This window comes from Saccharibacillus sp. CPCC 101409 (genome assembly GCF_030518235.1).
GTDB lineage: Bacteria > Bacillota > Bacilli > Paenibacillales > Paenibacillaceae > Saccharibacillus.
Genome location: NZ_JAULSA010000007.1, coordinates 31,209 through 57,262 on the forward strand (window position 1 = coordinate 31,209; position 26,054 = coordinate 57,262).

The following is a 26,054-nucleotide window of genomic DNA, read 5'->3' on the forward strand; positions in this document are numbered from 1 at the left end:
GTGGTGTTCAAACTGCCGCCTTCTTTTTATACTGATAAAAAACTAGACCATTACAGAGGATGAACCTCGACGAAGGAGCACGAATATGAGATTGAAGAAAGTAACCCGAACAAGCGCGACAGCAATCAAAGTCATGTTGGTGTTGGCGCTGGTTCTTTTGAGCTGGCCTTTTGCGGGTGGTCGAATCGGCGGGGAAACCAGGGTGCAAGCACAGACGACGCAAGCGTCGGAAGGAAATACGGCTGTGTATGGGTTTGGGAGTAATACTTATGGTCAACTGGGGTTGGGCGATACCAGGCATAGAGTGCTGCCGACGGAGCTGACCTCGTCAGGGTCGATCAAACAGGTGGCAGGAAGTCTTGGCTATGCATTGATCTTGACGGAAAGCGGGAAGGTGTATGCGTCCGGTTCCAATGAATCTGGTCAATTGGGTTTAAGCGATACCCTCAATCGATTGACGCCGATCGAAATCCCGAATTTAAGCGGAGTGAAACAGGTGGCGGCGGGATACAACTTCTCGTTAGCACTGACGGAAAGCGGTAATGTATACGCGTTTGGCGATAACACCTACGGTCAACTGGGTTTAAGCGATATTGTTAATCGATCCATGCCGACCGAAATCCCGAATTTGAGTGGAGTGAAACAGGTAGCGGCAGGAATGTATCATACGTTGGCGCTGACAGAGAGCGGGAAGGTATATGCGTTTGGTGGGAATAATGCTGGACAACTGGGTCTGGGCAATACCGGCTATCGATTAACGCCGACCGAAATCCCAAATTTAAGCGGAGTGAAACAGATCGCAGCAGGAGGGGTGTATACGTTAGCGCTGATGGAAAACGGGAAGGTGTATGCATTTGGTATGAATAGTTCTGGCGAACTCGGTGTAGGCGCTATAGGCTATCAATTAACGCCGACCGAAATCCCGAATTTAAGCGGAGTGAAACAGATCGCAGCAGGAGAGTATCATACGTTGGCGCTGATGGAAAACGGGAAGGTGTATGCGTTTGGCTATAACTATTATGGCCAACTGGGTTTAAGCGATAACGTCAATCGATTAACGCCGACCGAAATCCCGAATTTAAGCGAAGTGAAACAAATCGCAGCAGGAGCGTATCATACGTTGGCGCTCATGGAAAACGGCGAGGTATATGCGTTTGGTAATAACGGGTCTGGCCAACTGGGTTTGGGTCACACCTACAGTCAGTACAGACCGATCAAGATTCCGAATATGCGATCGGTGCAGCAGGTGGCAGCCGGACTTCACACGTCGTTCCTGATAGCACCGAAACAGGCTGTGGTACGCTTCGACAGTCAAGGCGGAACGCCGGTGATCGATGCGAAAGCCGATCCCGTAACGGATCTTGTTGCCAAACCCGCGGTCGATCCGACGCGGGAAGGGTATCGCTTTGACGGTTGGTATACCGACGCCGACGGAGTGCATGTTTTCGACTTTTCGACTCGGGTTACGGTCAACACGACCTTATACGCCAAGTGGAGCGAGAATCGTTCGCCGCTTGTCGAACTGACGACGAATGCGGGCAATCCGACCAACCGGCCGTTTGACGTCATCGCGACGTTCGATGAAGACGTGACCGGTTTCGATGCAAGCAAGATCGAGGTAACGGGCGGCACGGTTGGAGCGGTGGGAACGGTGAGCGAACGCGTGTATGAGTTCGAGGTGACGCCGACCGAGCAAGGTTCGGTCACGGTGAACCTGCTGACGGGAGCGGCCCGGGACGCGGCGGGCAATCCCAGCGAGGCTTCGAATACGCTGAGCCTGAACTACAATACGACCGCCCCCACGCTGACGTTGAACGGTTCGGCGCGAATGGCGGTTGCGCTGGATACCCCGTTCGTCGATCCGTTGGCGACGGCGCGGGATGCGCAGGGTGAAGATTTGATCGAATTTATCGGCGTGACAGGTGATGTATATACGGACAAAGCCGGCACGTACGAGTTGACGTATAGCGTCAGCGATTCGGCAGCGAATACGTCCACCGTCACGCGTTCGGTGTACGTGATCGAACCGCCGGTGGTGAAATTGAACGGCGAAGCGGCGATAACGCTTGAAGAAGGCGCGAGTTTTGTCGATCCGGGGGCGACCGCATCGGATGCGTTCCACGGCGATCTGAGCGATACGGTGGTCACGGAAGGCGGCGTGGATACCGGCAAGCCGGGCGTGTACACGCTGAACTACACGGTTACGAATCCGATCGGGCAAACGGGAAACGCGCAGCGGCAGGTGACGGTGACGAAAAAAGCGGAACCGCCGGTCGTCGAACCGCCGGTCGTCCAGCCTCCGGCTAAAAATCCACCGTCCTCCGCGACGCCAAGTGTGCCTGTTCCTTCGCTGCCGGGTCCGATCGCTTCGACCGACGGCAACCTGACACTGGCGGCGGGACAAGCCGGACAGGTCAGCCTGGGAAGCGATGCCCGGCTGCAAATTCCGGCAGGCGCGACGAATCAACAGATGCAGGTTCGCATGAACGTATTGACGGCGGCCAATAACGGCTTGCCCGCCGAAGCCAAACCGCTGAGCGCGGTGTATCAACTCACCAAGACCGCGCCCGCCAACTTCCTGCTTCCGGTCGGGCTGACGCTCTCGTTCGATCCGTCGAAGCTGGAGGAGGGCGAACAAGCCGTCGTCTTCTACCGGAATGAAGACGGAAGCCCGTGGGTACGGATGGACGGCGGCGCGATCGAGCAGGGCCGAAACGCGGTGGGTTCGGCGGCGCCAAGCGTCGCTGCAATCACCGTTCAAACGGATCACTTTACAAAGTTCGCGGTACTGGCGGTAAGCGATACCGCCGCCGCGCCGAACCCGAACGATACCGACGATACCGGAAATACTCCGGCGATTGCGTTCACGGACATCACCGGTCATTGGGCCGCGGGCGCGATTCGCGAAGCGGCGTCGCTCGGTCTTGTGAACGGCTATGCGGACGGCACGTTCCGTCCGTCGGGAGCCGTCACGCGAGCGGAGTTCACGACGATGCTGGTCCGTGCGTTTTCGCCGATCGCGAATGACGAGGCGGCAAACGGCGGAGCAAAGACACCTCTCGCCGCCGCGCCGTTCGCGGATCAATCGTCGATCCGCGATTGGGCCGGCGCTTCTATCGCGCAAGCCCGCCTTCTGGACTGGGTCCAGGGCGACCGGGGCGGCAACTTCCGGCCGAACGATGCGGTCACGCGGGCGGAAATGGCGGCGATGCTGTACCGGGCGTTGACGCTCAAAGGTGCGGACGAATCCGCCTTGAATCGCTTCAACGATGCAAACGCCATCCCGGCCTGGGCGCGCGAAGCGGCAGCCGCGCTGACGGCGACCGGGATCCTGCAGGGCGGAAGCGGCGGAGCTTTTGCGCCGAACGCGGCGGCGACGCGTGCGGAAACGGTACAAGTGCTGATGAGAGCCTATCAGTAATCGCTCAACGAATCGCAATCCCGGCAGTACCCGGATAATCGAAGAAAAGCCTTTTCCCGAATCGATATCGGGAAAAGGCTTTTTGCGCACTTTCAAGATTGGACTTTTCAAAGCCCCAACAGCTTGCCCCGCCGCACCGCTTCGTCGCGCGTCCCGACGTACAGTTTGCCGTAAATATTGTTGATATGCGCCCGAATCGTGCCGCGGCTCACGTTCAACCGCTCCGCGATCTCCTGGTTGGTGCGTCCCTGGACGATCTGGGTCAGCACTTCCCGTTCTTTCGCCGTCAGCGGCGAAGAAGGATCGGCGCTTTCGCGCGGCAGATCGCCGCGGCCCAGCTTGCTTAGCAGCGCATGCACATACGCGGCGGAAGGGGTTTGACCTTCGCTTTTGCCGGTCCACTGCTCGCCGATGCGGATCAGCAGACGTTCGATAACGGAGCCGGCATCCAGATACAGACGCAGAAAACCGTGAGCCTCCGTGTCGTGCAGCATCCGCAGCAGCAGATCTGCCGCCTGATCCGCGCCGTTTTGCGAAGCGCGTTCCAGCAAAACGCACTGCAGCAGCTCGATCTCGATCTGCTGTTGGAATCTTTTATTGCGTTTGGCCGAAAGCCGCATAGCGTTCGTCAGCGCCCAGGCCCGTTCGTCCCGATTTTGCCAGACCAAAAATTTCGCCAGATACTGATGCTCGTAAAGATTGGAAGAATCGAAATCTTCCGGGTCGCTGCTTTCGGACATGCCGTACAACCGAAGCCAGTCTTCTACCGGTTGTTTTCGGCCCGCCTGCCAATCCATGATGGCGATCTCGGCGTCGCAATACACGATCGAATGCGTCATGCCGAGCTCGATCGCCTGACGACGCGTATATTCCAACGCCCGCCGGGCTTCTTCGATCCGATGCTGCGCCAGCAGCGAGCGGGACAACGTAAAGCCGGCGGGGAGCAGCAGTTCGGCGAGAAAACCGACCAGACCCGGTTCCGTCGCTTCGAAAGCCAGTCTGGCGTTGGTTTCGGCATTTTCCAGCTCGTCGTATTGATACTGCGTTTCCGCCAGGCAGGCGATGATCGGTCCGGCCAATCCCAACTGATTCATCGGCTGGATCATCTGCTGCAAAAAAGGAACGAGGAATTCGCCGGCAACCATGCCTTCCTGCTGCATATGTTCTTTGGACACGCTCGGCACGCCGGAGTTTTTGGAACGCGCGAAGATCAGTTTGATCCCCGAAGGCGCGAATTTTTTGGACTCCTGCATATAGTAACCCGCCATCTCCTGATCTCTCATCGTGGCTGCGTAGAGCATTTTCAAAAAATAAAAGATGCCGCGGTAATCGTTTTTTTTCTTTTCGTTCCAGTTTTTTTCGTTTTCGGTCAGATAACGCTCGGCCATGTCCAGCATATGCACCGCCGCCGGGATGTTTTCTTCCGCAAGCAGTACCAGATGAAGATAAGAAAAATACAGCAGCGGTTTTTCCAACAAAATATTTTCCGGAATACAAGCGAACTGGCGGCTCATCCATATATCGTCCATGCTGCTGACTTTGCCGAGCATTTCTTCCAATAAAGCGACTGCCTCGCGGTAACGTTCGCCGGACAAATAATATTGCAGCGCTTCTTCGAACGATCCCGCTTGTTCGCTCCATGCTCCGGCTCTGGACAGCAGCGCTTTGATCCGGTCCCGGGATTCCCGTTCCAGCCGTTCGCGCAAAAATTCCCCGAACAGATGATGGAATCGGAACCATCGCCCTTCGTCGTCCAACGGAATCAAGAACAGGTCGGCTTTTTGCAGCTGAAGCAGTTTGTCGCCGCTTGACGGGTCTTCGGTTACGGCTTCGCACAGAGCGACATTCATCCGGCGAAGAATCGAGCAGTCCAGCAAAAAGCGTCGATGTTCGGGACTTTGCCGCTCGAACACTTCTTCCATCAGATAATGTTCCATCAGGTGCGACGAACCGGAGAAACGTTGAAGCAGCTCCGACGAACGCTGTCCGCCGCGCATGGACAAAGCGGCCAGCTTCATCGCGGTAATCCAACCTTCGGTGCGTCTGACCCAGGTCAGCGACTCGTCGGAGGACAATTGAAGCGACATGCCGACCCTATAGAAATCGATCCCTTCGTCCGGGCGGAAACGCAGTTGGTCGCGGTCGACGAGGATAAGGGACGGGCCGTCCGTTTTGAAAAGTTCGAACTCTTCTTCGTGTCTGGACGACAAGATCAATTGAACGCCGTCTGGAAGACGGTCCGCAAAAAAAGCGATAGACTCCAACAGCGAGCGTTCCGAAATCAGATGGAAATCGTCCCAAATCAACGCGAGCGGTTCGGTCATGTCGTGAAAAGCATCAAGCAAACGCAAGATTGGCATCTCGTGCCGCCCCGGCTGAATCAACCGGATCGCATCGGCCGAAGCTTCGGCGAAGCCCGGCAGCACGACGTCGATCGCGGCCGAAACGTACGACCAGAAGCGGACGGTATCGTTGTCGGCGGCATCCAGCGACAGCCAGGCGGTCGCGCGGCCGGATCCTGCGGACCACTGCTCCAGCAGGGTCGATTTGCCGAAGCCGGCCGGAGCGACGATCCGAACGACGCGCCGATCCGAGGCTTCGTTCAGGCGTTCGATCAGGCGTTGGCGGACGATCGCGTCGGCGGCGGAACGGGGCGCGGCCAATTTGGTTTTCAATAAAGGAACGACGGAAGGCGTAACGGAAAAAGAAACGGGCGGCGTATTCATGCTGAGATTCACTCCCGGAGAGGAAACGAAAATCGTGGAAGAGGTGGAGAAGAACCGGATTTCGTTTCTTTTCAATTTTAAAATGATTGAACTTGAAAAGGGAATTCGACAGGAAGAAGCCTAAATCCTTCGCAATTTGTGATTTCATTCGACGCGTATTTCTTTATAATGAAAGTAAAATTCGGCCGGGAGGAGAAGCGGGGATGAAACGAAAAAAAGATACGGAAACGTCGAATCGCCAACCGGAATCCGAAGCGCTTCGGCTTGTGGAACGTCCGAGGCTGATCGCACGGTTGGACGAGCTGTCGCAAGATCAGCTCGTCTATGTGACCGCCCCGGCCGGATACGGAAAAACGACGCTGCTGAAGCAGTGGTCGGAGCGAAACGCAGCAGCGGCTGCCTATATCGCGGTCGAAGCGCGGGACGATTCCGCTGCGGCATTTTGGACGCGTACCGTTCAAGCGCTGGACGATGCAGCAGGCCAGGAATTTGCCGAGCGTGCGGGCGAGGCGCTCGCATATTTTCGCATCGGGCAAAATGAATCCGGAATCGCGCTGCTGCTGGACGAATTGGAACGGATATCGGGACGGCCGACGCTGATATGGGATAACCTGCATGTGCTGCGCAGCGGCAGCCTGCTTGAGTCGATCGCTTTTTTCGCCGAGCACAAGCCGGCTTCGCTGCGGGTGATGGCGGCGGGCCGGGGCTATCCGCCTTTTGCGGCGGCGCGCCTGATCGCGCGTCAGCGTATCGCTTTGCTGGGACAAGGCGAGCTGCGTTTTACCGAAAAAGAAGGCGAGTCTTTTTACTTCGGCCGCTCCGGACGTCAAGCCGAGGCGATCTCCCGTGAAGACGCACGCGACCGAACGCGGTCGGCCGAAGGATGGATCGCGGCGATGGATCGAAGCGATGCCGAACTTGACCGGTATCTGGACGAACAGATCTGGGCGCAGGCGGACGAGGATACGCAGCGCTTCCTGCTGGATGCTTCGGTACTCCGAAGCATGAACGGACGAATTCTCCGCGCGCTCGGGCACGGCGAAACCGGTCCGCTGCCGGAAGAATTGTTCAGGAGCACGGAGCTGTTGATCGTGCCCTGCGGACCGGAACAAGGCTGGTTTCGCCTGCACGGGAGATTTGCCGGCTTTTTGCGGCGGCGCTTGGACCGGGAATCGCCGGGGCGCCGGCGGACGCTGCTGCGTTTTGCCGCCGAAGCGTTTCTTCGGGAAGGCCGGTACAGCGCCGCGCTGGAGCACGATCTCGACGGCGGACATTACGCCGAAGCCGGACGGACGCTTCGTTTGCCGGCCGTCGATTCGGGGCGCGGCGAGAGCGTGAACGCCGCCTGGCTGTCGGCCCGGCTGGCGGATATTCCGGTCCGGCATCTGCGGGCCGATCCTTTTTTGTATTTTTCGCTTGTCTATGCGGTGCTGCTCGGGGAGCGGGATAGGGTCCGCGCGCGGCATCTGCTGGACGAAGCCCGGCGGATAGGCCGCGAACCCTTGCAGGGCGAAGCCGGGCATGAACGCGAAGCCCGGGTCGAAGCGGTTCGGCAAACGATCGACGCGCTGAACGCGTTATACGCGGCTGTCGCAAATCGGGATTTCGAACCGATGCTGCAATTCGCGCGTTCGGCCGGTCCGTTCGACGATCGGGAAAAAGAACAGCCGGCGTTCGCGAGACTTGCGCTTCCGGCGGCTTTTTCGCTGCTGTGGGCTTACGGCCGGGAACCGGCAAACGGCGCGCCGGCGATCGGCAAAAATGCTATGCTGCCGGTGTTGGACGAGCTGTCCGCGCTGCTGGGCGGCCACGAAATAGCGGCAGTGATCGCGGCGGCGCGCGCCGAAGCGCTATACGAATACGACGAAGCGGCCGAAGCGGCGCGCGTCGCGGAGCAGGCTTACACGGGGGCCGTATCGGGCCGCCGATCCGCCGCTTTTTGCGCCCCGGCTGCCGGATTGGCGTTGTCGCGCGCGTATCGGGCGCTGGGCGAGCGAACCCAGGCGAAATACGCGCTGCTGCGTTTGCGCAAAGATCTTCCGCGTTTGCGGCTGCAGGAAGCGGATTGCGCCTGCGCCGCCGAGCTGGCGCTGCTGGCTTTGGACGAAGAAGAACCGGTACTCGCCCATGAATGGGTGCGGCGCTTCGCCGGGCCGCCGGAAGCCTCCGAACCCGTATCGCCAGCGGCCGACTTTCGTCGGCGATTCGATCTGCTGCGTATTCGCACGGCACTGGAGGACAATGCGGAAGCGCGCTTTTTGCTCGATCGGTTGAGCGAAGACGCGTTTGTACGCGGGAATGTGTATCTACAGGTGGCGATCGGCGTGCTGGATACGATACTGCTGGAGCGGGAAGGCCGGCGCGAAGCAGCCTACGACCGTCTGGGCGGCGTGCTTTTCGAAGCGGAGCCGCACGGATTCGTTCGCGTTTTCGTCGATCAAGGCGAACCGATCCGCAAACTGCTGTCCGGTCTGATGGCGTCGCGCAAAGACAATCGGGAAGAAAAGCGTCCTTCGCTGGCTTACGCCCGATTGCTGCTGGCCCGCTTCGGCGGCGTATCCGACGAAAGCGAAGCGCTGGCGCTTATTTTGACCGGGCAGGAGATCGAAGTGCTAACGCTGATCGGCGGCAATCGGACCAATAAAGAGATCGCGGCGGAACTCGGCATTCGTTACGAGACGGTGCGGACGCATATCCGCAACCTTTACGCCAAACTGAAAGTCGGCAGCCGCGAAGAAGCGTTGGCGGAAGGACGACGCTTGGGATTGGAACTTCTGTCCGTGGATTGAAACATGCAAGGAACGAAGCGGATTTTTTGGCGTCCAAAGCAGAAAAGGCTTTCGGTTAGTACCCTTTCAACTCTTAATCACAGGTTTACGTTTTCCTGAAACGCACACGCTTTAGGTGCGATTCCGTCGGAGACTTCGTACACGCTTCAGGTACGAATCTCAGGGGAGCGTATTCCTACCTTTAGTGTTGACAAGGTACTAGCCTGGATTTCGCGATTTAAATAGAGCGAACTATACATACTTCCGGCTCAAATGCCGAAGAACAGATACGGACAGTTAGGGAGCAAAATCTCTGTCTGCCGGGAACTGATTTTGATAAGTCGCAGCATAGATCATTCACTAAAATTAAATCAGAGGAGCAAAAGTAGTGATGAAATGGTTTCGAAGCAGAACGCAAAGCTTGTTTGCAAGGATATTGACGATTGCCGCTTTGTGTATCGTGGTATCCATGGTCGTTTCCGTTATCGCGATCGGGTACATGACGACCCGTTCATACGAAACGATGAATACCGATTCGTTGACACGAGTAGCGAATGAGAAAATAACCGAACTTGAAATGACGATCGCGGCTCAAAAAAATATGACGACCTCGATTTCCCGGGAACTGTTCAACGTCGATTTTTTCAAAAACCTGAATGAAACCGGAGCGGCCGATCAGGCGGACTTCAAGCGGATTCAAGACAATCTCACCGAAAAGCTGAATGCTTCCGACGGATTGTATGAGAATATCTTTTTCACGTATCAGGACAAAGTCTATCTGGACGGCATAGCCGGCAAATCGCAGGGAACGGATATGTTCTCGACTTCGCCGTGGTACAAGCCCGTTCTGGACAGCGGCGATCTCGTTGTAGGCGATCTGCAAACTTCGCCAGTGACGGGGCTTCCCGCCATCGCGATCGCGGCGCCCGTCAAAGACCCGGCCACGAACCGAATATTGAGCGTGTTTGCGCTGCCTATCAATGTGAATGTCTGGCTGGGCGAAATTACGCAAAAAGAAGACGACGGGATCATCAGCACCGTAGTCACGGACGACAAAGGAATCGTGATCGCGTCGCACGATACTGACCAGGTGCTCAAAACGGACTTTACCCGACTCGACAACGAGCAAGGATTGCAGCAGATCTCCACAGCCGAAAACGGCACGGGTTACGTCACGATCGACGGAGTCCGCTATATGGCTTCGTTCGTCAAACTGGACGCTCTGGGCATGAATGTGGTCACCTATCTGCCGGTGAGCAGCTATATGAACAGCCTGTATCATATGCTGGCGACTATGATCGCAATTACCGTCGTCGCTCTGCTTGTTGCATTAACCGTGCTTTTCCTGTTGGTGCGCGGCATCGTCCGGCCGATCCGCCTGGCGTCCGAGCAGCTGGAAGTGATGGCCCAGGGAGACTTCTCCCGGCGGCTGCCGCAAAAATACGAAAACAGCGCGGGCGAGACGGGCGTGCTGATTCGCGCGATGAACAAAATGCACGACAACACGAAAAATGTGATTGAATCGGTCAATCAGGAATCGTCGTATCTCAAAGAAGTGTCCGATACCGTGCATTTTATGTTTACGGATATGGACAAAGAACTGCAGGACGTATCGGCCACGACGCAAAATATGTCCGCGGGCATGGAAGAAACGGCAGCGTCCGCGCAGCAGATCAACGCTTCCACCAACGAGTTCGAAAAAGCGATCCAATCGATCGCCCGCGGCGCCCAACAAGGCGCGGAAGAAGCGGCGGCAATCAGTAAGCGCGCGGGCGATCTGAAGATCGCGCTGGAGCAGTCGATCGCCGAAATGAAAGACGTGTACGAAGAAGTCAAACCGGGATTGCACGAAGCGCTGGAAAATTCCAGATCCGTCGATTCGATCAAGGAACTCAGCGAGTCGATTCTGCAAATTACCCAGCAAACCAATCTGCTCGCGCTCAACGCTTCGATCGAAGCCGCGAGAGCCGGCGAAGCGGGCAAAGGATTCGCCGTGGTCGCGGACGAAATCCGCAAGCTGGCCGACGCTTCCAAGAACACCGTCGGCCAGATTCAATCGATTACCGGCAATGTGACGGGGTCGGTAAGCGACTTGCAGCAGTATACGCAGCGCCTGATGGAACTGCTGACGGGGCGGATTATCGAAGACTATGCGACGATGAGCCGAACGAGCGAATCTTACTTGAACGACGCGAACTATATGGACCGGATGGTCTCCGAATTCAGTTCGACCAGCGAGCAGCTGAGCGCGTCCGTCCAGAACCTGGCGCAGGCGATCGACGAAATCTCGACGTCCAACAACGATTCGGCGGAAGGCACGGAAGAGATCGCGGACAAAACGAATACGGTTGTGAATAAAGCAAGCGGCATAGCCGGAGAAGCGCAGAAAACCAACGACAGCGCGGAGCGTCTGAACCGGATCATCCGGCAGTTCAAGATTTAAATCCGTCACAGGCGTCCGAACGTCCCTTAAACCGGGCGGATCGGATGCCTGTTTTGCCTTGAATTTTATCTGAAAATAGATGTATTCAAATGCGTATATTCTTCTTATACTTGCAATACGACAAAGCGAGTCGGGAAGCGATTTTCTCGTGCCGCGAGAGGGGATAAATACAAACATGAAAAGTAAAGCGGGACTTCGCACGGCTTGGACGTCGGCACATAGATTGGTTCGCCTCGCGCTGATCCTGGCGATCGTTCCGGGCATGCTGCTCGGAAGCGGCATCAAGTTTGCGCACGCGCAGACTATCGGGGTAAAAGATTGGGATTCGCTGACGGCGGCTTTTGCAAATGCAGCGAGCGGGGATACGATTGTGCTGGAAGAAGATATTTCAAGAACGAATAGTATACTGACCGTTCCTTTCGGGAAAGATCTGACGCTGGACCTTGCGAGATATAATCTGTCGATTGTTAATGATGATAGTTATATTGCGGCGGCAGTTGAAGTACAGCAGGGAGCTTCTTTTACGCTTGAAGCAAACGGCGGAGGAACGCTGATAGCACAAGGAGGCCATAATTCCGCAGGAATCGGAGGCCGATCAGGTGCTTCAGTCGGGAAGATTATCATCAACGGCGGAAATGTAACAGCAGCGGGCGGACTTAATGCACCGGGAATCGGCGCAGGTTTTTCAGGCACATACGATGCAATACAAATCCATGCAGGAACAGTGACGGCGAGCGGAGACATGCATGCTGCGGGAATCGGCACCGGCTTATCCGGATCGGGAAGGACGATCGATGTATCCGGCGGAACTGTGACGGCAAACGGAGGGTCGAATGGCGCAGGAATCGGAAGCAGCATGGGCGGATCAATAAGAACAATTAACATATCAGGGGGAACGATAACAGCGGTTGGGGGAGAAGGCGGCGCCGGAATCGGCGGGGGATACCGGTCGGCACCGGAAACCATAAACATCTCTCAAGCAACGGTAACCGCGATAGGAGGGAACCATGCTGCTGGAATCGGGGGAGGCTATGGGCGCGAAGGAGGAAATATCTCTATCGCAAGCGGAAATGTCACCGTATCGACAGGAGGAGATTCAAAGGCTTCAGCGATTGGGGCGGGAGCTGGTAGTTCCAATCCGACATTCTCCCTCAGCAACGCGGGCGCAATTAATATCGCAGCGGGCAAAAGACTGATCGTACCCGTCGGCACAACGGTCACCAACCTGGGAACCATCGGCGGCCAGGGGAGTATCCAAAACGACGGAAGCATGATCAATCAGGGCGCAATCGCCGTACCGGTGACGGGCAATCGGTATGCGCTGAAATTCGATGCGAACGGGCCGGCTGCAACGTTTCCCGAAAAGATCGTGTACGCCAAAACAGCGTCGGCGGGAAATATTAATTTTCCCGTACCGTCGGCTTATGAGGGCTTCGGCTTTGACGGATGGTATACGGAACGTGCCGGAGGCGTTCGCATTACGGAAGCTTCCGCGCTCGATAAGGACTTGACGCTTTTCGCGCATTGGAAAGATCTCACGCCGCCCGCCGCGACGTTAACGCTGGATTCGGATCCGGTTATCAATCGGCCTTTTACCGCGCATGTTACATTCAGCAAGGACGTGACGCGCTTTACCGCAGCGGGCGTGTCGGCGGTCGGCGCGGAAGTGCAGGAGTTTGCGGGCAGCGGGAAGACCTACAGCTTTAAAGTGGTTCCGCAGTCCGACGGACCGGTTACGGTTAGCGTGGCCGCGGGCGCGGCTTACGACGCGGACAACAATCCGAATACGGCTTCTTTGCCGGCAAGCGTGATTTACGATACCGTAAGTCCAACTGTGGAGTTGACCTCGGAATCGGGAACTCCGACGAACAAGCCTTTTAAAGCGACCGCGAAGTTTAGCGAATCGGTTAAAGGGTTTGGCCTTTCGGAGGTCGAGGCCGATAACGGCAAACTATCGAACTTCGATACGGTAGACCGCGCGACCTACACGTTTACCGTTACGCCCGATAAGGAAGGCGAAGTTCATGTACGAGTGCCGGGAGGAACGCTAACGGACGATGCGAACAATGTCGGCGGAGCCTCGAACACTCTGACAGTGGTCTACAACACCAAAGCGCCGAGCATCACGCTGAATGGCGATAATCCGATGGCCGCAGCGCTTGGCGGTACCTTCTCCGATCCGGGAGCGGCCGCGCAGGATGCGCTGGGAACACCTTTGACCGACTCGATCGTCGTGGAAGGAATCGAAGCGGTAGATACGAAGCGCCCGGGCAAATACGAGTTGAATTACCGGGTAACGGACCTGGCGGGCAACGAATCGTCCGAGGTCAAACGAATCGTGCATGTCATTGATCCTCCGGTCGTAACGCTGCTCGGCGAAGCGGAAATGACGATCAAAGAAGGCGAAGCGTTTATCGATCCTCTGGCGACGGCGGCGGATGAATTTTACAAAGATTTGACGGATCGGATTCAGGTTGAAGGAACGGTCAATAACCGCGAGCCGGGAACGTATGCGCTGCGCTACACGGTCAAGAATCCGCTCGGCCAGACGGGCGAAGCGGTGCGTAAAGTAACGGTCGAGAAAGCGCCTGCGATTCCGCCCGTGCTTCCTCCGGTGAATCCTCCTGTGACCGAGGTTCCGGCATACTCCGGCCCGGTAAATACCGTGACGACTCCGGAACCGGCGGTGAATCTTCCCGTTCGTTCGACGGCCGGCAGCCTGACCCTTCCGGCCGGCAGCGCCGGCGAAGTGAGTCTGGGCGCGGATATCCTGCTGAAGATTCCGGCGGGGGCGACGAATCAGCCGATGCAGATCGGGATGCGGGCGCTGGCTTCTGCGGACAACGGCCTTGCCGCCGAGGCGAAGCCGCTCGGCACGGTCTATGAGCTGACCAAAAGCGTGCCGTCGAACTTCCTGCTTCCGGTTAGCCTGACGCTGGCGTTCGATCCGGCGCTGCTGGCGGGCGGCGAGCAGGCGGCGGCGTTCTATCAGACCGAGCCGAATACGCCGTGGGTACGAATCGGCGGAGCGGATACGAAGATCGACGGCGGACGGATCACGGTCGAAGTGAATCACTTTACCCGCTTCGCGGTGCTGGCCGTTAACGACAACCCGGTATCCGAACCGGGCGCGGGCAGCGCCGGAACCGGCGAGGCGGCCGTCGAATTCACGGATACGGCCGGGCACTGGGCGGAAAGCGGTATCCGCCAGGCGGCTGCCCGGGGCATCGTCAAAGGCTATGCGGACGGCACGTTCCGTCCGTCGGGCGCGGTAACGCGCGCGGAGTTCGTCGCGATGCTGGCGCGGACGCTTATCCCTTCGGAAAGCTCCGGCAAAGAAGCGGCGCTGCCTGCGTTCAAGGATGTCGGCGCGATCCGCGCCTGGGCGAAAAGCGATATCGCGCAGGCGTACGCGCTGGGCTGGATCCAGGGCGACGCCGGCGGCGCGTTCCGTCCGAATGCGCCGATCACGCGCGCCGAGATGGCGGTCGTATTGAGCCGGGCGCTGGGACTGCCGGCAGGCGGGCAGGCGACAGCCTTCAACGACGCGGCGTCGATTCCGGCCTGGGCGCGTCCGGCGGCGGCGGCTTTGAACGAAGCCGGCCTGATTCAAGGGCGGACAGGCGGGAAGTTTGCGCCGGGCGAGTCGGCGACGCGCGCGGAAGTCGTGCAGCTGCTGATGAAGGCGAAGCCTTGATCGCCGGAAGCCGAACCTTTCGTTTTCAAACGAAGATCCCCCAAAAATGAGCAGGCCGTCTCCGATGCCGGGCAAGGGTCGAACCCTACCGCGTCCGGAGACGGCTTTTTGGGATACGCGGAAAGAAGCGAAAACAGGTTCGCCTTTTATGATCGAAATCCGTTCATCCGGGCGCAAACGATGGTATAATGAACGAATCGAAAAATCAGGAGAATCTATGGATCCGAGCATCCACTACTTTACGAAACTAGGGGCGGGAAATGAGCGATTTTTTTGCAAGACCGGCGACTTATTCTTACCACCTGTATTTGAGTGCGGATAATCAGGGACGGTTCTGGCTCAGCGCGACCGACGGGGAAGGACCCGTGCTGCTGCGCGACGCCCTGTCCCCGCTGCCGCGATATATACTGCCGGAGTACCGGCTGAACCGGGAAGAAACGCCGATCCGGCCTTCGCGGCTGCTTGTCGTGCGCGACACGCTGCTCAAAGCGATCGCACAGGGAGCGGCCGCGGGGCTGCATCTGCATATGAGCGACGAGGTCGAACTGGCGATGATCGTCGAAGGCGAAGAAGATTTTGCGCTGACGTTCTTTCTGGACGGAGAGCGGACTTCGTTGATCGGCCGTCTGCCCGAGTCTTTGTATCTGGAGCCCGGCTGGTTCGGGCGCTTCGGCGACCACGGTTACGAACTGATTCACCTGCCGGGCTTCGAGGAAGACGATCTGGACTGGATCGGGCGGCGGATCGGAGCGGACGAATGGGAAGAACTGCTGACGCGCGCGGTGCCGGATATGCGAGGTCGCGGCGTAATCGTCCGCAGCGAGATCGAATACGAGCCGGAGCCGGCGGGAAAAGTGGAGATTCCGGACTGCGGCCCGGATTTTGCCGAGGTTCGGGTATCGTACGGCGAACGTGCGCGGAAGATGCCGGAGCTGGACGGGTATGTGCTGGTGGAAGGCGGAGCCGCGGCGGATCATGGCGAGCCGATGCAAAGCCCGGCGCTGCGGCTGCGTCCGGCGCCGGAGCCGGGCAAAGTCCAGCGGCTGCTCGGCTCGGAAAGCGGCGGAACGGTCCGCGGCGACGAACTGGCCGCGTTCGCGCATCTGGTCGAGCGGGACTGGGCTCCGCTCGTGACGGGAGAGGGCGCGGCGAAGTTCCACGACCTGCACCGGCTCTACGACGCGGCCGACTGGAGCTGGTCGCTCCGCGGCGGCCCCGTCATGGAGCGCGGCGTGGGCGTCGTGCGCGCCGAGCCCGTGCTGAGCGCGGGCGGGCGGCGCTTTACGGCCGCCGAGCTGACCGGCGCCTGGACGGAGGGGCGCCGGTATCTGCGCTTCGAGGACGGATGGATCGACCTCGAAGCGCCTGAATTTGCCCGGAGCCTGCGCGAGCACGGCGCGGGCGGAGGGTCCGCCGGCCTGATCTCGGCCGGCTTTTCTTACCGGCAGCGCCTCGGGCTGCCGGGCGAACGCGCGGCCGGGGAGCTGCCGCTTGAGCTTGAAGGGCCGAAGCGCGCGGAGGCCGGCGAAGAGCGGCCGGCGCTGGCGCATCTGCGCTACCTGGCCGGCTGGGGCATGAACGGCGGCCTGTACGGCGGAGCCGAGCGGCAGCTGGCGGAGCTGGGGATCTGGGCGGCCGAGAAGTTGGCCGAAGCGCCGGACTGCCGGCTGCTCGTGGTCGGGCGGCGCGAACTGCTGACGGCGCTGGCCGAAGCGGCCGGTTTGGGCGGAGCGCCGCTGGTCGGCGACGCGCGGACGGCGGAGGCAGGCGAAACCCGGCCGGAGCCGCAAGGCGAAACGCGGTCGGTTCCCGGAAGCGAATCCGGAACGGCCGGCGGAGGGCTGCGGAAAGACTCGGGTTCCGGCACGGCTGCCGCCGCACAGGAAACCGACGGCAGCGACGATTCGGATCGTTCGCCAGACGGAGCGGAAGCATCGGATCAAAGCCCGGCCGATCAAAGCCTCTCCGGCAGCGCCTCGGACCGTGCCGGACGAAGCGGCGGACTGACGCTGCTTCCTTCTTCCCTGCTCCAGCGGACCGACTTCGACGAAGTGCTCAAAGCGGATATTCTGCTGATGCTGGAACCGGATATCGCGGTCCGCTCGGACGAGACGAGGCTGTTCAGCCGGCTGGACTCGGCCGAAGCGAGGCTGCGGATCGCGGTTTATTCGGAAGAAGGCTTTATGCACGACGCGCGGGTGCGGGCGGTGCAAATCCGGCTGTTGAAGCTGTTCGATTCGCTGACGCGCGGCGCCCTGCTGCTGGACCCGAACCGGGAGTCCGCGCCGCGGACAAGCGCAAGACCCGCGCTGCGGGATGTGCCGGATCTGCGGCTCGGTCCGCCTAAGCGCGAAAGCGGCGGCATGGCGGAGTTGTTTCTCGACGGAGAAACGGTCGAACCGGCCGCGAAGCCGGGGCGCGGACTGGCGATTCCGCCGCGTGCCGGAGAGGCCGCATGGCCGCAGCCGGACCCGCGGGATACGCGCACGTCGAAGCCGGAGCCTTCGTCCGGGCGGCAGCCGGGAAGCGCCGGAAGCCGCGAAGCGGAAGCGCGCCGCGCGGGCCGCAAGCCGCCGGGCCGCGCTCAAGGCGGCGACGCCCGTCCCGTGCGCCCGGTGCAGCCGCAGTCGGCCGAGCGGGAGTTCGTCCGGCTCGCGCGCGAGACGGCGGACCGGATCGGGCCGGAAGCGCCGTTTGTGCCGTTTTCCAGCTACTGGCCGACTTACGGGGCAATGAAGCCGGAGCAGGAGCGATGGTATTTTTATTGGAGAAGCGAATTCCGCGCAGGGCGCAAGCACGAGACGGATCTGTCGTATCTCTTCTTATATATTTACGAACTGATTAATGGCATAGGATGGGACGACCCGCGCGCCGGACTGGACGAAATGATTCGCGTCTGGGAAGCGTATCGGGCGCGGTTTCGCCGGCTGGACGGTTATATGGGCGATTGGGCGCGCGAGTTTGCGCTCGTGCATGCGCTCGACCTGCCGGATTCGCCGGCGCTGGAGCAGACCGCGGGCCAGCTCAAAGGCGAACTGCTCGATCTGGAACTGGAAGGACGGTTCGCGGCCGAACCGGTGGACCTGAACTGGGATTTGATCGCGCGGTTATCCGATTACGACGCGGCAGCGGGCCGTTTCTACAAAGAATCCGGCAAAAAAACGATGCGCCGCGTTGCGCCTCGTATCGTCGCGGCGGTGGACGACTATCTGGTTCGCACGCGCGGCATTCGCCTCACGGGATTGTTCCGCGCGGCCGATAACCGGATTACGGAGCGCTATTTGTTCCGCAGCGCCGTTTACGATCCCGAATTGTACGGCCGGACGTTCCTGGTCCGCGCGCCGAAGCTCGGTCTGCATGCGCCTCTGCGCCAGTTTATGACGCAGCTGCTGCGCCAGACCGAGAACGAGCTGCGCGCCCGCTTCAAGTTCGGCGGCCGGCTGCGCGGCATCCAGCTCGACAAAGAGCTGGTCGAAGTCATCGCCGAGGCGGCGGAGCGCGAATTCCTGCCGCCGGAAGAACGCGTGCTGCCCGAACCGCCCAAGCGGCCGGAGGTCAAGCTCGATCTGGCCGAACTGGACAAGCTGCGCCGGGACTCGGACGATGTCATGCGCATGCTGACCGGGGACCTGATGACCGGCGGCGCGGCCGGGGAACCGGCTGCCCAAAGCGAAGCGAAAAGCGCGGAGCCGGGAGTCGGCGCGCCGCGGCAGCCGGCGGGAAGCATGGAAGAAGAAACGCTCGAACAGCTCGAACAGGACGCGGAGTTTGAAGAGTCCGGTTCGTTCGAGCCGGAACGCCATGAGGACGAGCCGGTTCCCGGCGCTCTTTCGTTCGATCCGGGCGAAGCCGCGGACGGGCGGGACGGAAACGCGGATGAAGCTGCGCTTCAAGGAGCGCGTCCGGAGTACCGGGCGTCGGCTCCGAACGCGGAGCCGGACGGCGGACTTGGACAGATGCCGGCGGACACCGGTTCCAATACAGCTGGGGCGGAGGCTGCGGATCGGTTCTCCGACCGGAGCGCCGATCCCGGCGTCCGGCCGCCGGAAGAAGCGGCTGCGCGATCCGCTGCGGAACAGGCTCCGGACGCTGCGCCTGCGCCGGATGCCGCCGGCGGAGCGCTTTCGTCCGGACAGGCCGAACCGTCCTCGGCTCCTGCCGCTTCCGCCGGCGAAGCGGCGGCGGACGGCTGGGACGTGTCCGGTCTGGACGACGAGTGGCGGAGCTTCGCCGCGCTGCTCGGCCCGGCCGAGCGCGGCATGATCCGCGCCGTGCTGCTCGGGCTGAGCGACGCCGAGCGGATGCTTATCGCCGGCGCTTCGGGCGAGCTGCCCGAAACGCTGGTCGACCGCATCAACGAAGCGGCGATGGACGCGATCGGCGATCTGCTGATCGACGGCGGCGAAGTGCTGGAAGAATACATCCCGATGCTGGAAGGGCTGCGCGGAACGTAGCGGAATGCCTGTATCGTGTCCGGCGAGCGGAAGAACAGGCGCCGGAATTGGAATAAAGCCGGCGCGCGATAATAAAGCGCAAAAATCCGCTTCGTTTCCGATCAAAAGCCGCCGATGCCTGAATGAGCTGCGAAAATCCATCTTATTTACTTGTTCTCGCTCATTTTGGAGGGAATGAAGACGGATAAAGTGGATAACTGCATGCTATATGCCGAGTAGGCGAGTAGGCGGAACATTTAGTTGGATTTTTGCATTACATGCGTCGATTTGGCGGACAAGCGGAGCGTTCAGACGGAGCATTCAAGCGGATTACTGCCGTTCGAGCTGCGCGGGCGAGAGAAATCGGCTTTCGGCCCGGTTCGATCCCTGCTTTCGGTTCCCGATCGGGTGGACAAAGGCGACGACGACAGCTTAGAATACAACACGAAAGTATGGGGATGGCAGGGTAAAGACAGGGGCAGGGCAACATTCGGAGGTGACTGACATGAATCAAACGAAGATCCCCAAACGGATTTCGTCGGCGCTGGTGAACTCGCTGAGCGCGGGCGTGGTGCCGCGGATCGGACTTGAATATATAGCGGTCGGACGCAGGCTGGAGATCGAATCGGTACTGCGGGAACTGGGCAGCGTGGCCGAAGGCGGCGCGGCGTTTAAACTGATTACGGGCCGGTACGGCAGCGGGAAAAGTTTCCTGATCCAGATTCTGCGCAACTATGCGATGGACCGCGACTTTGTCGTGGCGGACGCGGATTTGTCGCCGGAACGGCGGCTGGTCGGCACGAAAGGACAGGGTCTGGCGACGTACCGCGAGCTGATGACCCATCTGTCCACGCGTACGCGGCCGGACGGCGGAGCGCTGGAAGCGGTGCTGCAAAAATGGTTCGGCGCGCTTCAGCAGCAGGCGATGGCGGAAAGCGGTCTGCGTCCGGACGACGAGAAACTGCCGCTGGAAGTGGAACGCCGCATTTTCGAAGTGACCGGAAATATGGAACATATGGTGCACGGGTTCGACTTCGCGCGCGTGCTGTCGGCCTACTGGAACGGCTACAAGCTGTCCGACGACGAGCTGAAGCAGAATGCGCTGCGCTGGCTGCGCGGCGAGTTCCCGACCAAGACCGAAGCGCGCAAAGCGCTCGGGGTCGGGGTGATCGTCGACGACGACAACTGGTACGATTACACGAAGCTGTGGGCGGAGTTCATGGCGCAGATCGGCTACAAGGGACTGCTGCTGTTTATCGACGAAGGCGTCAATCTGTACAAGATTACGAATACCGTTTCCCGGCAGAGCAATTATGAAAAGCTGCTGACGATCTTCAACGATACGATGCAGGGCAAAGCGCAGCATCTGGGCATCTTCCTCGGCGGCACGCCGCAGTTCGTGGAAGACCAGCGGCGCGGGCTGTTCAGCTACGACGCGCTGCGCTCGCGCCTGGTCGCCGGACGCTTCGGCGAAGGCGCGGGCATGCTGCATTACGCCGGCCCGATCCTGCGGCTGGAGATGCTGTCGCACGCGGAAATCCTCGTGCTGCTGGAGAAGCTGCGCGATCTGCACGCGTCGCATTACGGCTACGCGGCGGCGCTGGATCAGGGGCAGCTGATGCGCTTTATGGAATCCGAGCTCGGCCGGATGGGCGCGGACGCGCTGCTGACGACGCGCGAAGTCGTGCGCGACTTCATGGACCTGCTCAACACGCTGCACCAGTATCCGGAGCGCGGATTCGACCAGCTGCTGCCGGACGCGATGAACCGTCCGGCTCCGGGCGGCGCGTTCGCCGGACTGGGCGCGCGCGGCGGAGAAAGCGGCGGGTCTCCGTCCGCCGCGGACGCGGACCGCGCGGAGCGGAGCGCCGGTGAAACGGGCTTCGTTTCCGGCAGCCCGGCTCCGGGCGGCTACGGCCCGCAGGGCGGCAGAAGCGCGGGCTCTTCCGGCGGCGAAGCCGGGAGCGCGCAGAGCTACGGGCCGGGCCGCGGTTACGGCGGCTACGCTTCGGGCTCCGATTCGCCCGAAGCCCGCGGAGCGCGCGGCGCTGCGGCCGGACCGGGCGAACCGCCTCGTCCGCGCGGCGACCTGTTCGCCGACGGCTACGCGGCCGGCGGGAACGCGCTGTCCGCTCCAAGCACGGAGCGGACGCAATACGGCGTGTCCGCCAATGAAGCGGACACCGCCCTTAACGGCTCCGGCGCGGCGCAGCCGGAGACCCCCGCCGCGCCTCGTCCGCGCGGCGGGGGCTTCCGCGGCGGCGAGAACGTCGAGACGCTGCGCGTCCCGGCCGACGCCTCGCCTTCGCATCACGGCGAAGCCCCGCCGGAGGCTTCGTCTTCGCAAAGCGAGCCGCCCGAGAATCAAGGCGATATTCTTGCGGAGCTTGACCTGTGAGCGCGGATCATCCGTTTTACCGGCTGGCGCCGTTTATCCAGGAATATATCTACCGCAACGGCTGGGAAGAACTGCGCGAAGTGCAGGTGGAAGCCGGCCGGGTCGTGCTGGACACAAGCCATCATATGCTGATTGCGTCGGGCACGGCGTCCGGCAAAACGGAAGCGGCGTTCTTCCCGGCGCTGACGCTGCTCGACCGGGAGCCGTCGCGTTCGGTCGGCATCCTGTATATCGGGCCGCTCAAAGCGCTGATCAACGACCAGTTCCAGCGCCTCGAAGGACTGCTGCGCGACGCGCATATCCCGGTCTGGCACTGGCACGGCGACGTGCCGCAGTCGGAGAAAACGAAAGTCATGCGCAATCCGTCCGGCGTGCTCCAGATTACGCCCGAATCGCTGGAAGGGCTGCTGATGAACCGCCCCAACGCGATTCCGGCGCTGTTCGGCGATCTGCGCTTTATCGTGATCGACGAAGTGCACGCCTTCATGGGCGCGGACCGCGGCGCGCAGGTGCTGAGCCAGCTGGAGCGGCTGTCGCGCATGGCGGGCTGCTCGCCGCGCCGCATCGGCCTGTCGGCGACGCTCGGCGACTACGAGTCCGTCAAGTCCTGGCTGGCCGGCGGCACGCATACCCCGGTCGATCTGGTCTCGCCGCAGGGCGGGCGCAAGCTGCGCCTGTCGATCGAGAACTTCGCCATGCCGGATGCCCGCGACGAGCGGCAGGCGGAAGCGCTGGAGAACGCGAAGAAGTCGTACAACAACTTTATCTATGACCATACGCATCTGAAGAAAGCGCTGGTGTTCACCAACAGCCGCACCGTCGCCGAGACGACGATTCTGGAGATGCGCCGCATCGCGGCGCAGCGCGAGCAGCCGGATGTGTTCCACGTGCATCACGGCAGCATCTCCGCCATGCTGCGCGAGGAAGCCGAAGCCGCGCTGCGCGAAGGCTACGGCCCGGCGGTCGCGGCGGCGACGCTGACGCTGGAGCTGGGCATCGACCTGGGCAGCCTGGAGCGGGTGATGCAGCTCGGCGCGCCTTACTCCTGCGCGAGCTTCGTCCAGCGGCTCGGCCGTTCCGGCCGCCGCGAAGGCGCGGTCGCGGAGATGATGTTCGTCTGCGCGGAAGAAGACGACGAGGAAGCGCAGCTTCCGGCGCGCATGCCGTGGACTTTGCTGCGGGCGATCGCGGTGTGCGAGCTGTACGTCAAAGAAAAATGGATCGAGCCGCAGGTCGTCCGCAAACTTCCGCTCGGGCTGCTGTACCACCAGACGATGAGCGTGCTGCGCAGCTTCGGCGAAGCGGAAGCGTCGGAGCTTGCGCGCTCCGTGCTGACGCTGCCTCCGTTCGCCAACTTTACGACGGACCAGTACCGCGAGCTGCTGGAGTATTTGCTGGCGACGGACCACATCGAGCAGACCGAAGAAGGCAATCTGATCGTCGGCCTGATGGGCGAGCGGGTGTCCGGCCATTACCGCTTCTACGCCGTATTTCAGGATGAAGAAGAACATTCGGTGTACGACGGTTCGGAAGAGATCGGTTCGATCACGACCGTGCCGCCGGCGGGTTACTGTTTCTCGCTCGCGGGCCGGCTTTGGAAAGTCGAAGAAGTGGACAACCGCCACAAAGCCGTCTACGTCAAGCACGCCAAAGGCAAAGTCGATACGCTCTGGCTCGGCGCCGGCGGCGATATGCACACGCGGATCGTGCGCAAGATGCGCGATATTTTGCGGGAAAGCACGCTTTACCCGTATCTCGCGCCCAACGCGGCGGCCCGGCTCGAACGCGCCCGGCGTTTGTCGCGCGAGACCGGCCTGACCGAGCGCCTGGTGCTGCCGGCGGGCGGCGATTCGCTGTTCGTGATGCCGTGGGTCGGCAGCCGCGAATTCCGCACGCTGGAGCGCCTGCTCAAGAACAATCTGTCGCAGCAGCTGTCGCTGCGCTCGATCGTGCCGATGGAGCCGCATTACATGGTGGTCGCCGGACGCACCGACGCCGCCGAACTGGAGCATCTGATCGTATCGGAAAGCGAGCGCATGGAAGATTCGATCGCGCTGCTGGACGAATTCGAAGCGCCTTATCTCGGCAAATACGACGAGTTTACGCCGCCGGCCCTGATCCGAGCCGCTTTCGCGGCGGACGGATTGGATCTCGACGGACTGCGGCGCGGGCTGCGCGAAGCGAAATTGGGAATGTAGCGGACCGTTTGAGCGAAAGCCCGTCGCACAAAGCCTCTTCTGCTCGCGGATGTCGTATCATTGCTGCATATACGCATCATTTTCGCCGGAAAACGGATTTATTCGAGCGGTTTGTGCGTATAGGCATCAATTTGACGGGCAAAGAGCCGGTTAAGCCGATAAAAGCCCTGATTTGCCGAAAAATGATGCGCATATGCACGATTGCCCGGTAGCTCCTTACCAATCGGCCCAAATTGATGCGGATTTGCATCATTGCCGCGCCGCGCTTAAACAAACCGCAAGCAAGCCGTTGTAAAAAAGTCTTTTGCCTTCCCTCGGGTGCGGCGGAAGACTTTTTGTCGTTTCGGACTTTCGTTTCGGACTGTCTTTTCATTTCGGGGCAACTTCCGCGCCGCCGTTTGCGTCTGAAAAGAAACCGGATAACGAGGAGGCGATCTTGTTGAGAAAAGGAATACGGACAGCGGGACCTGTCGGACGGAACGGGAGGAATCGGCAAAAGCGGATGGCGATTTTGAGGGCTGCTCCGTTTCTTGCGCTGCTGCTGTTTGCATGGGGATTGGGAGCGTGCGGTGCTAAAAACGTCCAACCGGACGCACCGCGGCAGCCGGCGCAGGGCCAGGGAGCCGATTCCGCCGGCGGGTCTTCCGGCGGCAGCGACGCGGACGGGGACGTCGAACCCGGGGAAGAGTTTCCCGGGCTGGTCGGCTACGTGGTCGAGAAGAGCGGCACCGGCATTCTGGTCGTTTCGCCGAAATCGCAAGACTTCAGCGCAAACGGAGGCGATTCGGAATATTACGACGCGACCTGGTTCAGCGGCGCGCCGGAAGAGATTCAAATTGGCATGAAAGTGGAAGCCTGGGCCAAAGGAAATGTAGTTCTGGAATCTTACCCCGGCCAGGCCGGAGCCGAGAAGGTGAATATCCTGCAGGCCGATGCGCCGGAAGGCGCCGATCTGCCGGAAGCGGACGTTATCCGCGCGGCGATCGGGCAGATCGACATCGACGAAGGCGACTTTGCGATTGTGCGCGGGGCGGAGTACGACCCGGCCGCGGATCGGTGGAACGTCGAGCTTTTGAATGGAAGCGGCCTCCAGCGCACCCCAGTCTCGATCGAGATCGAGGACAAGGCCTGATCGCCGCCGGGGCATCAAGCGCGCGGTATCAAGCGACCGTAAAGGGATCTGTTTATGCGGAAGAAAGGCGGTAAACCAGCAAATGCCGCTGCGAATCGCTGTAACGGATCGCATGTCCGTTAGCGATCCGTATCTGCGCACAGCCGGCATTTAACGAATCCGCCCGCCTGCAAACGCGAAAGCCCGGACCGCCGTCCGGGCTGTTTGCGCTTGCGCGCTCCTTGCTCGCCGCCGCGTTTCCGCTCCCGGGCCTGCGCCAACATTCCTTATTCCCCTCTGCGTTTCCGCCCGTTCTCCCACGCCAGCGCCCTTTTTTCCAGTTCGCTCACAAAAGCTTTCTTCGCCGGGCTGTAGCCGCTCGTTTCTTCGAAACGCGCCGCCAGCTCTTCTTTAAACGAGCTGTACGCCGCGGCTTCGTCCGGGCGGGCGCGCAGATAGTCGCGGAGCGCAAGATGCCGCGCGATCTGCGGGCTGCCGGCTTCGTAAAAGTGGATATGGTGCGTGCGCTCCTCGCCGCCTTTGCGGAAGAGCCGCCGGCCCGGGATGCCCCAGTCGCCCGCGGCGTCGTAGCCGAGCGCGATCATCTCGTCGTTGTAGCCGTCGATCGCCGAAATATCGCGCACGATCGCCATCATATCGATCACGGGTTTGGCTTTCATGCCGGGAACCGAGGTGCTGCCGAAGTGCTCGAAGCGCAGGATTTCGCCGCCGAACACGCCGCGCAGAAACGCCGCTTCCCGCTCGAACCGCAGCGCCCAATCCGGGGTATACTCGCTTAAACGGACTTGTATGGAAATCTCTCCTTTAACGAAGTTTTTTTGTTCCATCGTCCATCCTA

General features: G+C 60.6%; 10 protein-coding genes and 2 pseudogenes. 9 read left to right on the top strand and 3 right to left on the bottom strand.

Annotated features, from left to right (window positions below; genetic code table 11):
* Positions 1-85: 85 nt before the first annotated feature.
* Positions 86-3,421 carry an RCC1 domain-containing protein gene (locus QWJ34_RS16040; protein ID WP_302729332.1) on the top strand — a complete coding sequence of 1,112 codons (3,336 nt, stop codon included), beginning with the start codon at positions 86-88 and terminating at the stop codon, positions 3,419-3,421.
* Positions 3,422-3,528: 107 nt separating this feature from the next.
* Here the strand turns inward: QWJ34_RS16040 and QWJ34_RS16045 are convergent, their stop codons facing one another.
* On the bottom strand, positions 3,529-6,147 hold the full coding sequence (locus tag QWJ34_RS16045; RefSeq protein WP_302729333.1) for a winged helix-turn-helix domain-containing protein: 2,619 nt from the start codon (positions 6,145-6,147) through the stop codon (positions 3,529-3,531).
* 203 nt (positions 6,148-6,350) lie between these two features.
* Here QWJ34_RS16045 and QWJ34_RS16050 point away from each other — a divergent pair, with 203 nt between their 5' ends.
* The 7 genes and pseudogenes from QWJ34_RS16050 to QWJ34_RS16075 all read left to right on the top strand — a co-directional run bounded on the left by QWJ34_RS16050 (position 6,351) and on the right by QWJ34_RS16075 (position 24,084).
* Positions 6,351-8,936: a winged helix-turn-helix domain-containing protein gene (locus QWJ34_RS16050; protein WP_302729335.1), complete on the top strand. Its 2,586-nt coding sequence runs from the start codon at positions 6,351-6,353 to the stop codon at positions 8,934-8,936.
* Between the two features lie 370 nt (positions 8,937-9,306).
* A complete protein-coding gene (locus QWJ34_RS16055; protein ID WP_302729336.1) occupies positions 9,307-11,358 on the top strand; it encodes a methyl-accepting chemotaxis protein in 2,052 nt (683 codons plus the stop codon).
* A 262-nt stretch (positions 11,359-11,620) separates the two neighbouring features.
* Positions 11,621-12,388, top strand: a pseudogene (locus QWJ34_RS27115) (hypothetical protein); the annotation flags it as partial.
* Positions 12,389-12,628: 240 nt separating this feature from the next.
* Positions 12,629-15,055 carry an S-layer homology domain-containing protein gene (locus tag QWJ34_RS16060; protein ID WP_302729338.1) on the top strand — a complete coding sequence of 809 codons (2,427 nt, stop codon included), beginning with the start codon at positions 12,629-12,631 and terminating at the stop codon, positions 15,053-15,055.
* Positions 15,056-15,315: 260 nt separating this feature from the next.
* Positions 15,316-19,509: a TerB N-terminal domain-containing protein gene (locus QWJ34_RS16065; RefSeq protein ID WP_302729340.1), complete on the top strand. Its 4,194-nt coding sequence runs from the start codon at positions 15,316-15,318 to the stop codon at positions 19,507-19,509.
* A gap of 484 nt (positions 19,510-19,993) precedes the next feature.
* Positions 19,994-21,241, top strand: a pseudogene (locus tag QWJ34_RS16070) (ATP-binding protein); the annotation flags it as partial.
* Positions 21,242-21,882: 641 nt separating this feature from the next.
* The gene (locus tag QWJ34_RS16075; protein WP_302729341.1) at positions 21,883-24,084 is read left to right on the top strand and encodes a DEAD/DEAH box helicase; all 2,202 of its coding nucleotides are present in this window, start codon (positions 21,883-21,885) and stop codon (positions 24,082-24,084) included.
* A gap of 76 nt (positions 24,085-24,160) precedes the next feature.
* Here QWJ34_RS16075 and QWJ34_RS16080 read toward each other — a convergent pair whose 3' ends face one another.
* The gene (locus QWJ34_RS16080; RefSeq protein ID WP_302729344.1) at positions 24,161-24,457 is read right to left on the bottom strand and encodes a hypothetical protein; all 297 of its coding nucleotides are present in this window, start codon (positions 24,455-24,457) and stop codon (positions 24,161-24,163) included.
* A gap of 129 nt (positions 24,458-24,586) precedes the next feature.
* On the opposite strand from QWJ34_RS16080, the gene QWJ34_RS16085 reads away from it, so the two are divergent.
* Positions 24,587-25,216, top strand: a complete 630-nt coding sequence (locus tag QWJ34_RS16085; protein ID WP_302729346.1) for a YobA family protein — start codon at positions 24,587-24,589, stop codon at positions 25,214-25,216.
* Positions 25,217-25,482: 266 nt separating this feature from the next.
* On the opposite strand, the gene QWJ34_RS16090 is transcribed toward QWJ34_RS16085, so the two are convergent.
* On the bottom strand, positions 25,483-26,007 hold the full coding sequence (locus QWJ34_RS16090) for a GrpB family protein (RefSeq protein ID WP_302729632.1): 525 nt from the start codon (positions 26,005-26,007) through the stop codon (positions 25,483-25,485).
* Between the last annotated feature and the right edge of the window lie 47 nt (positions 26,008-26,054).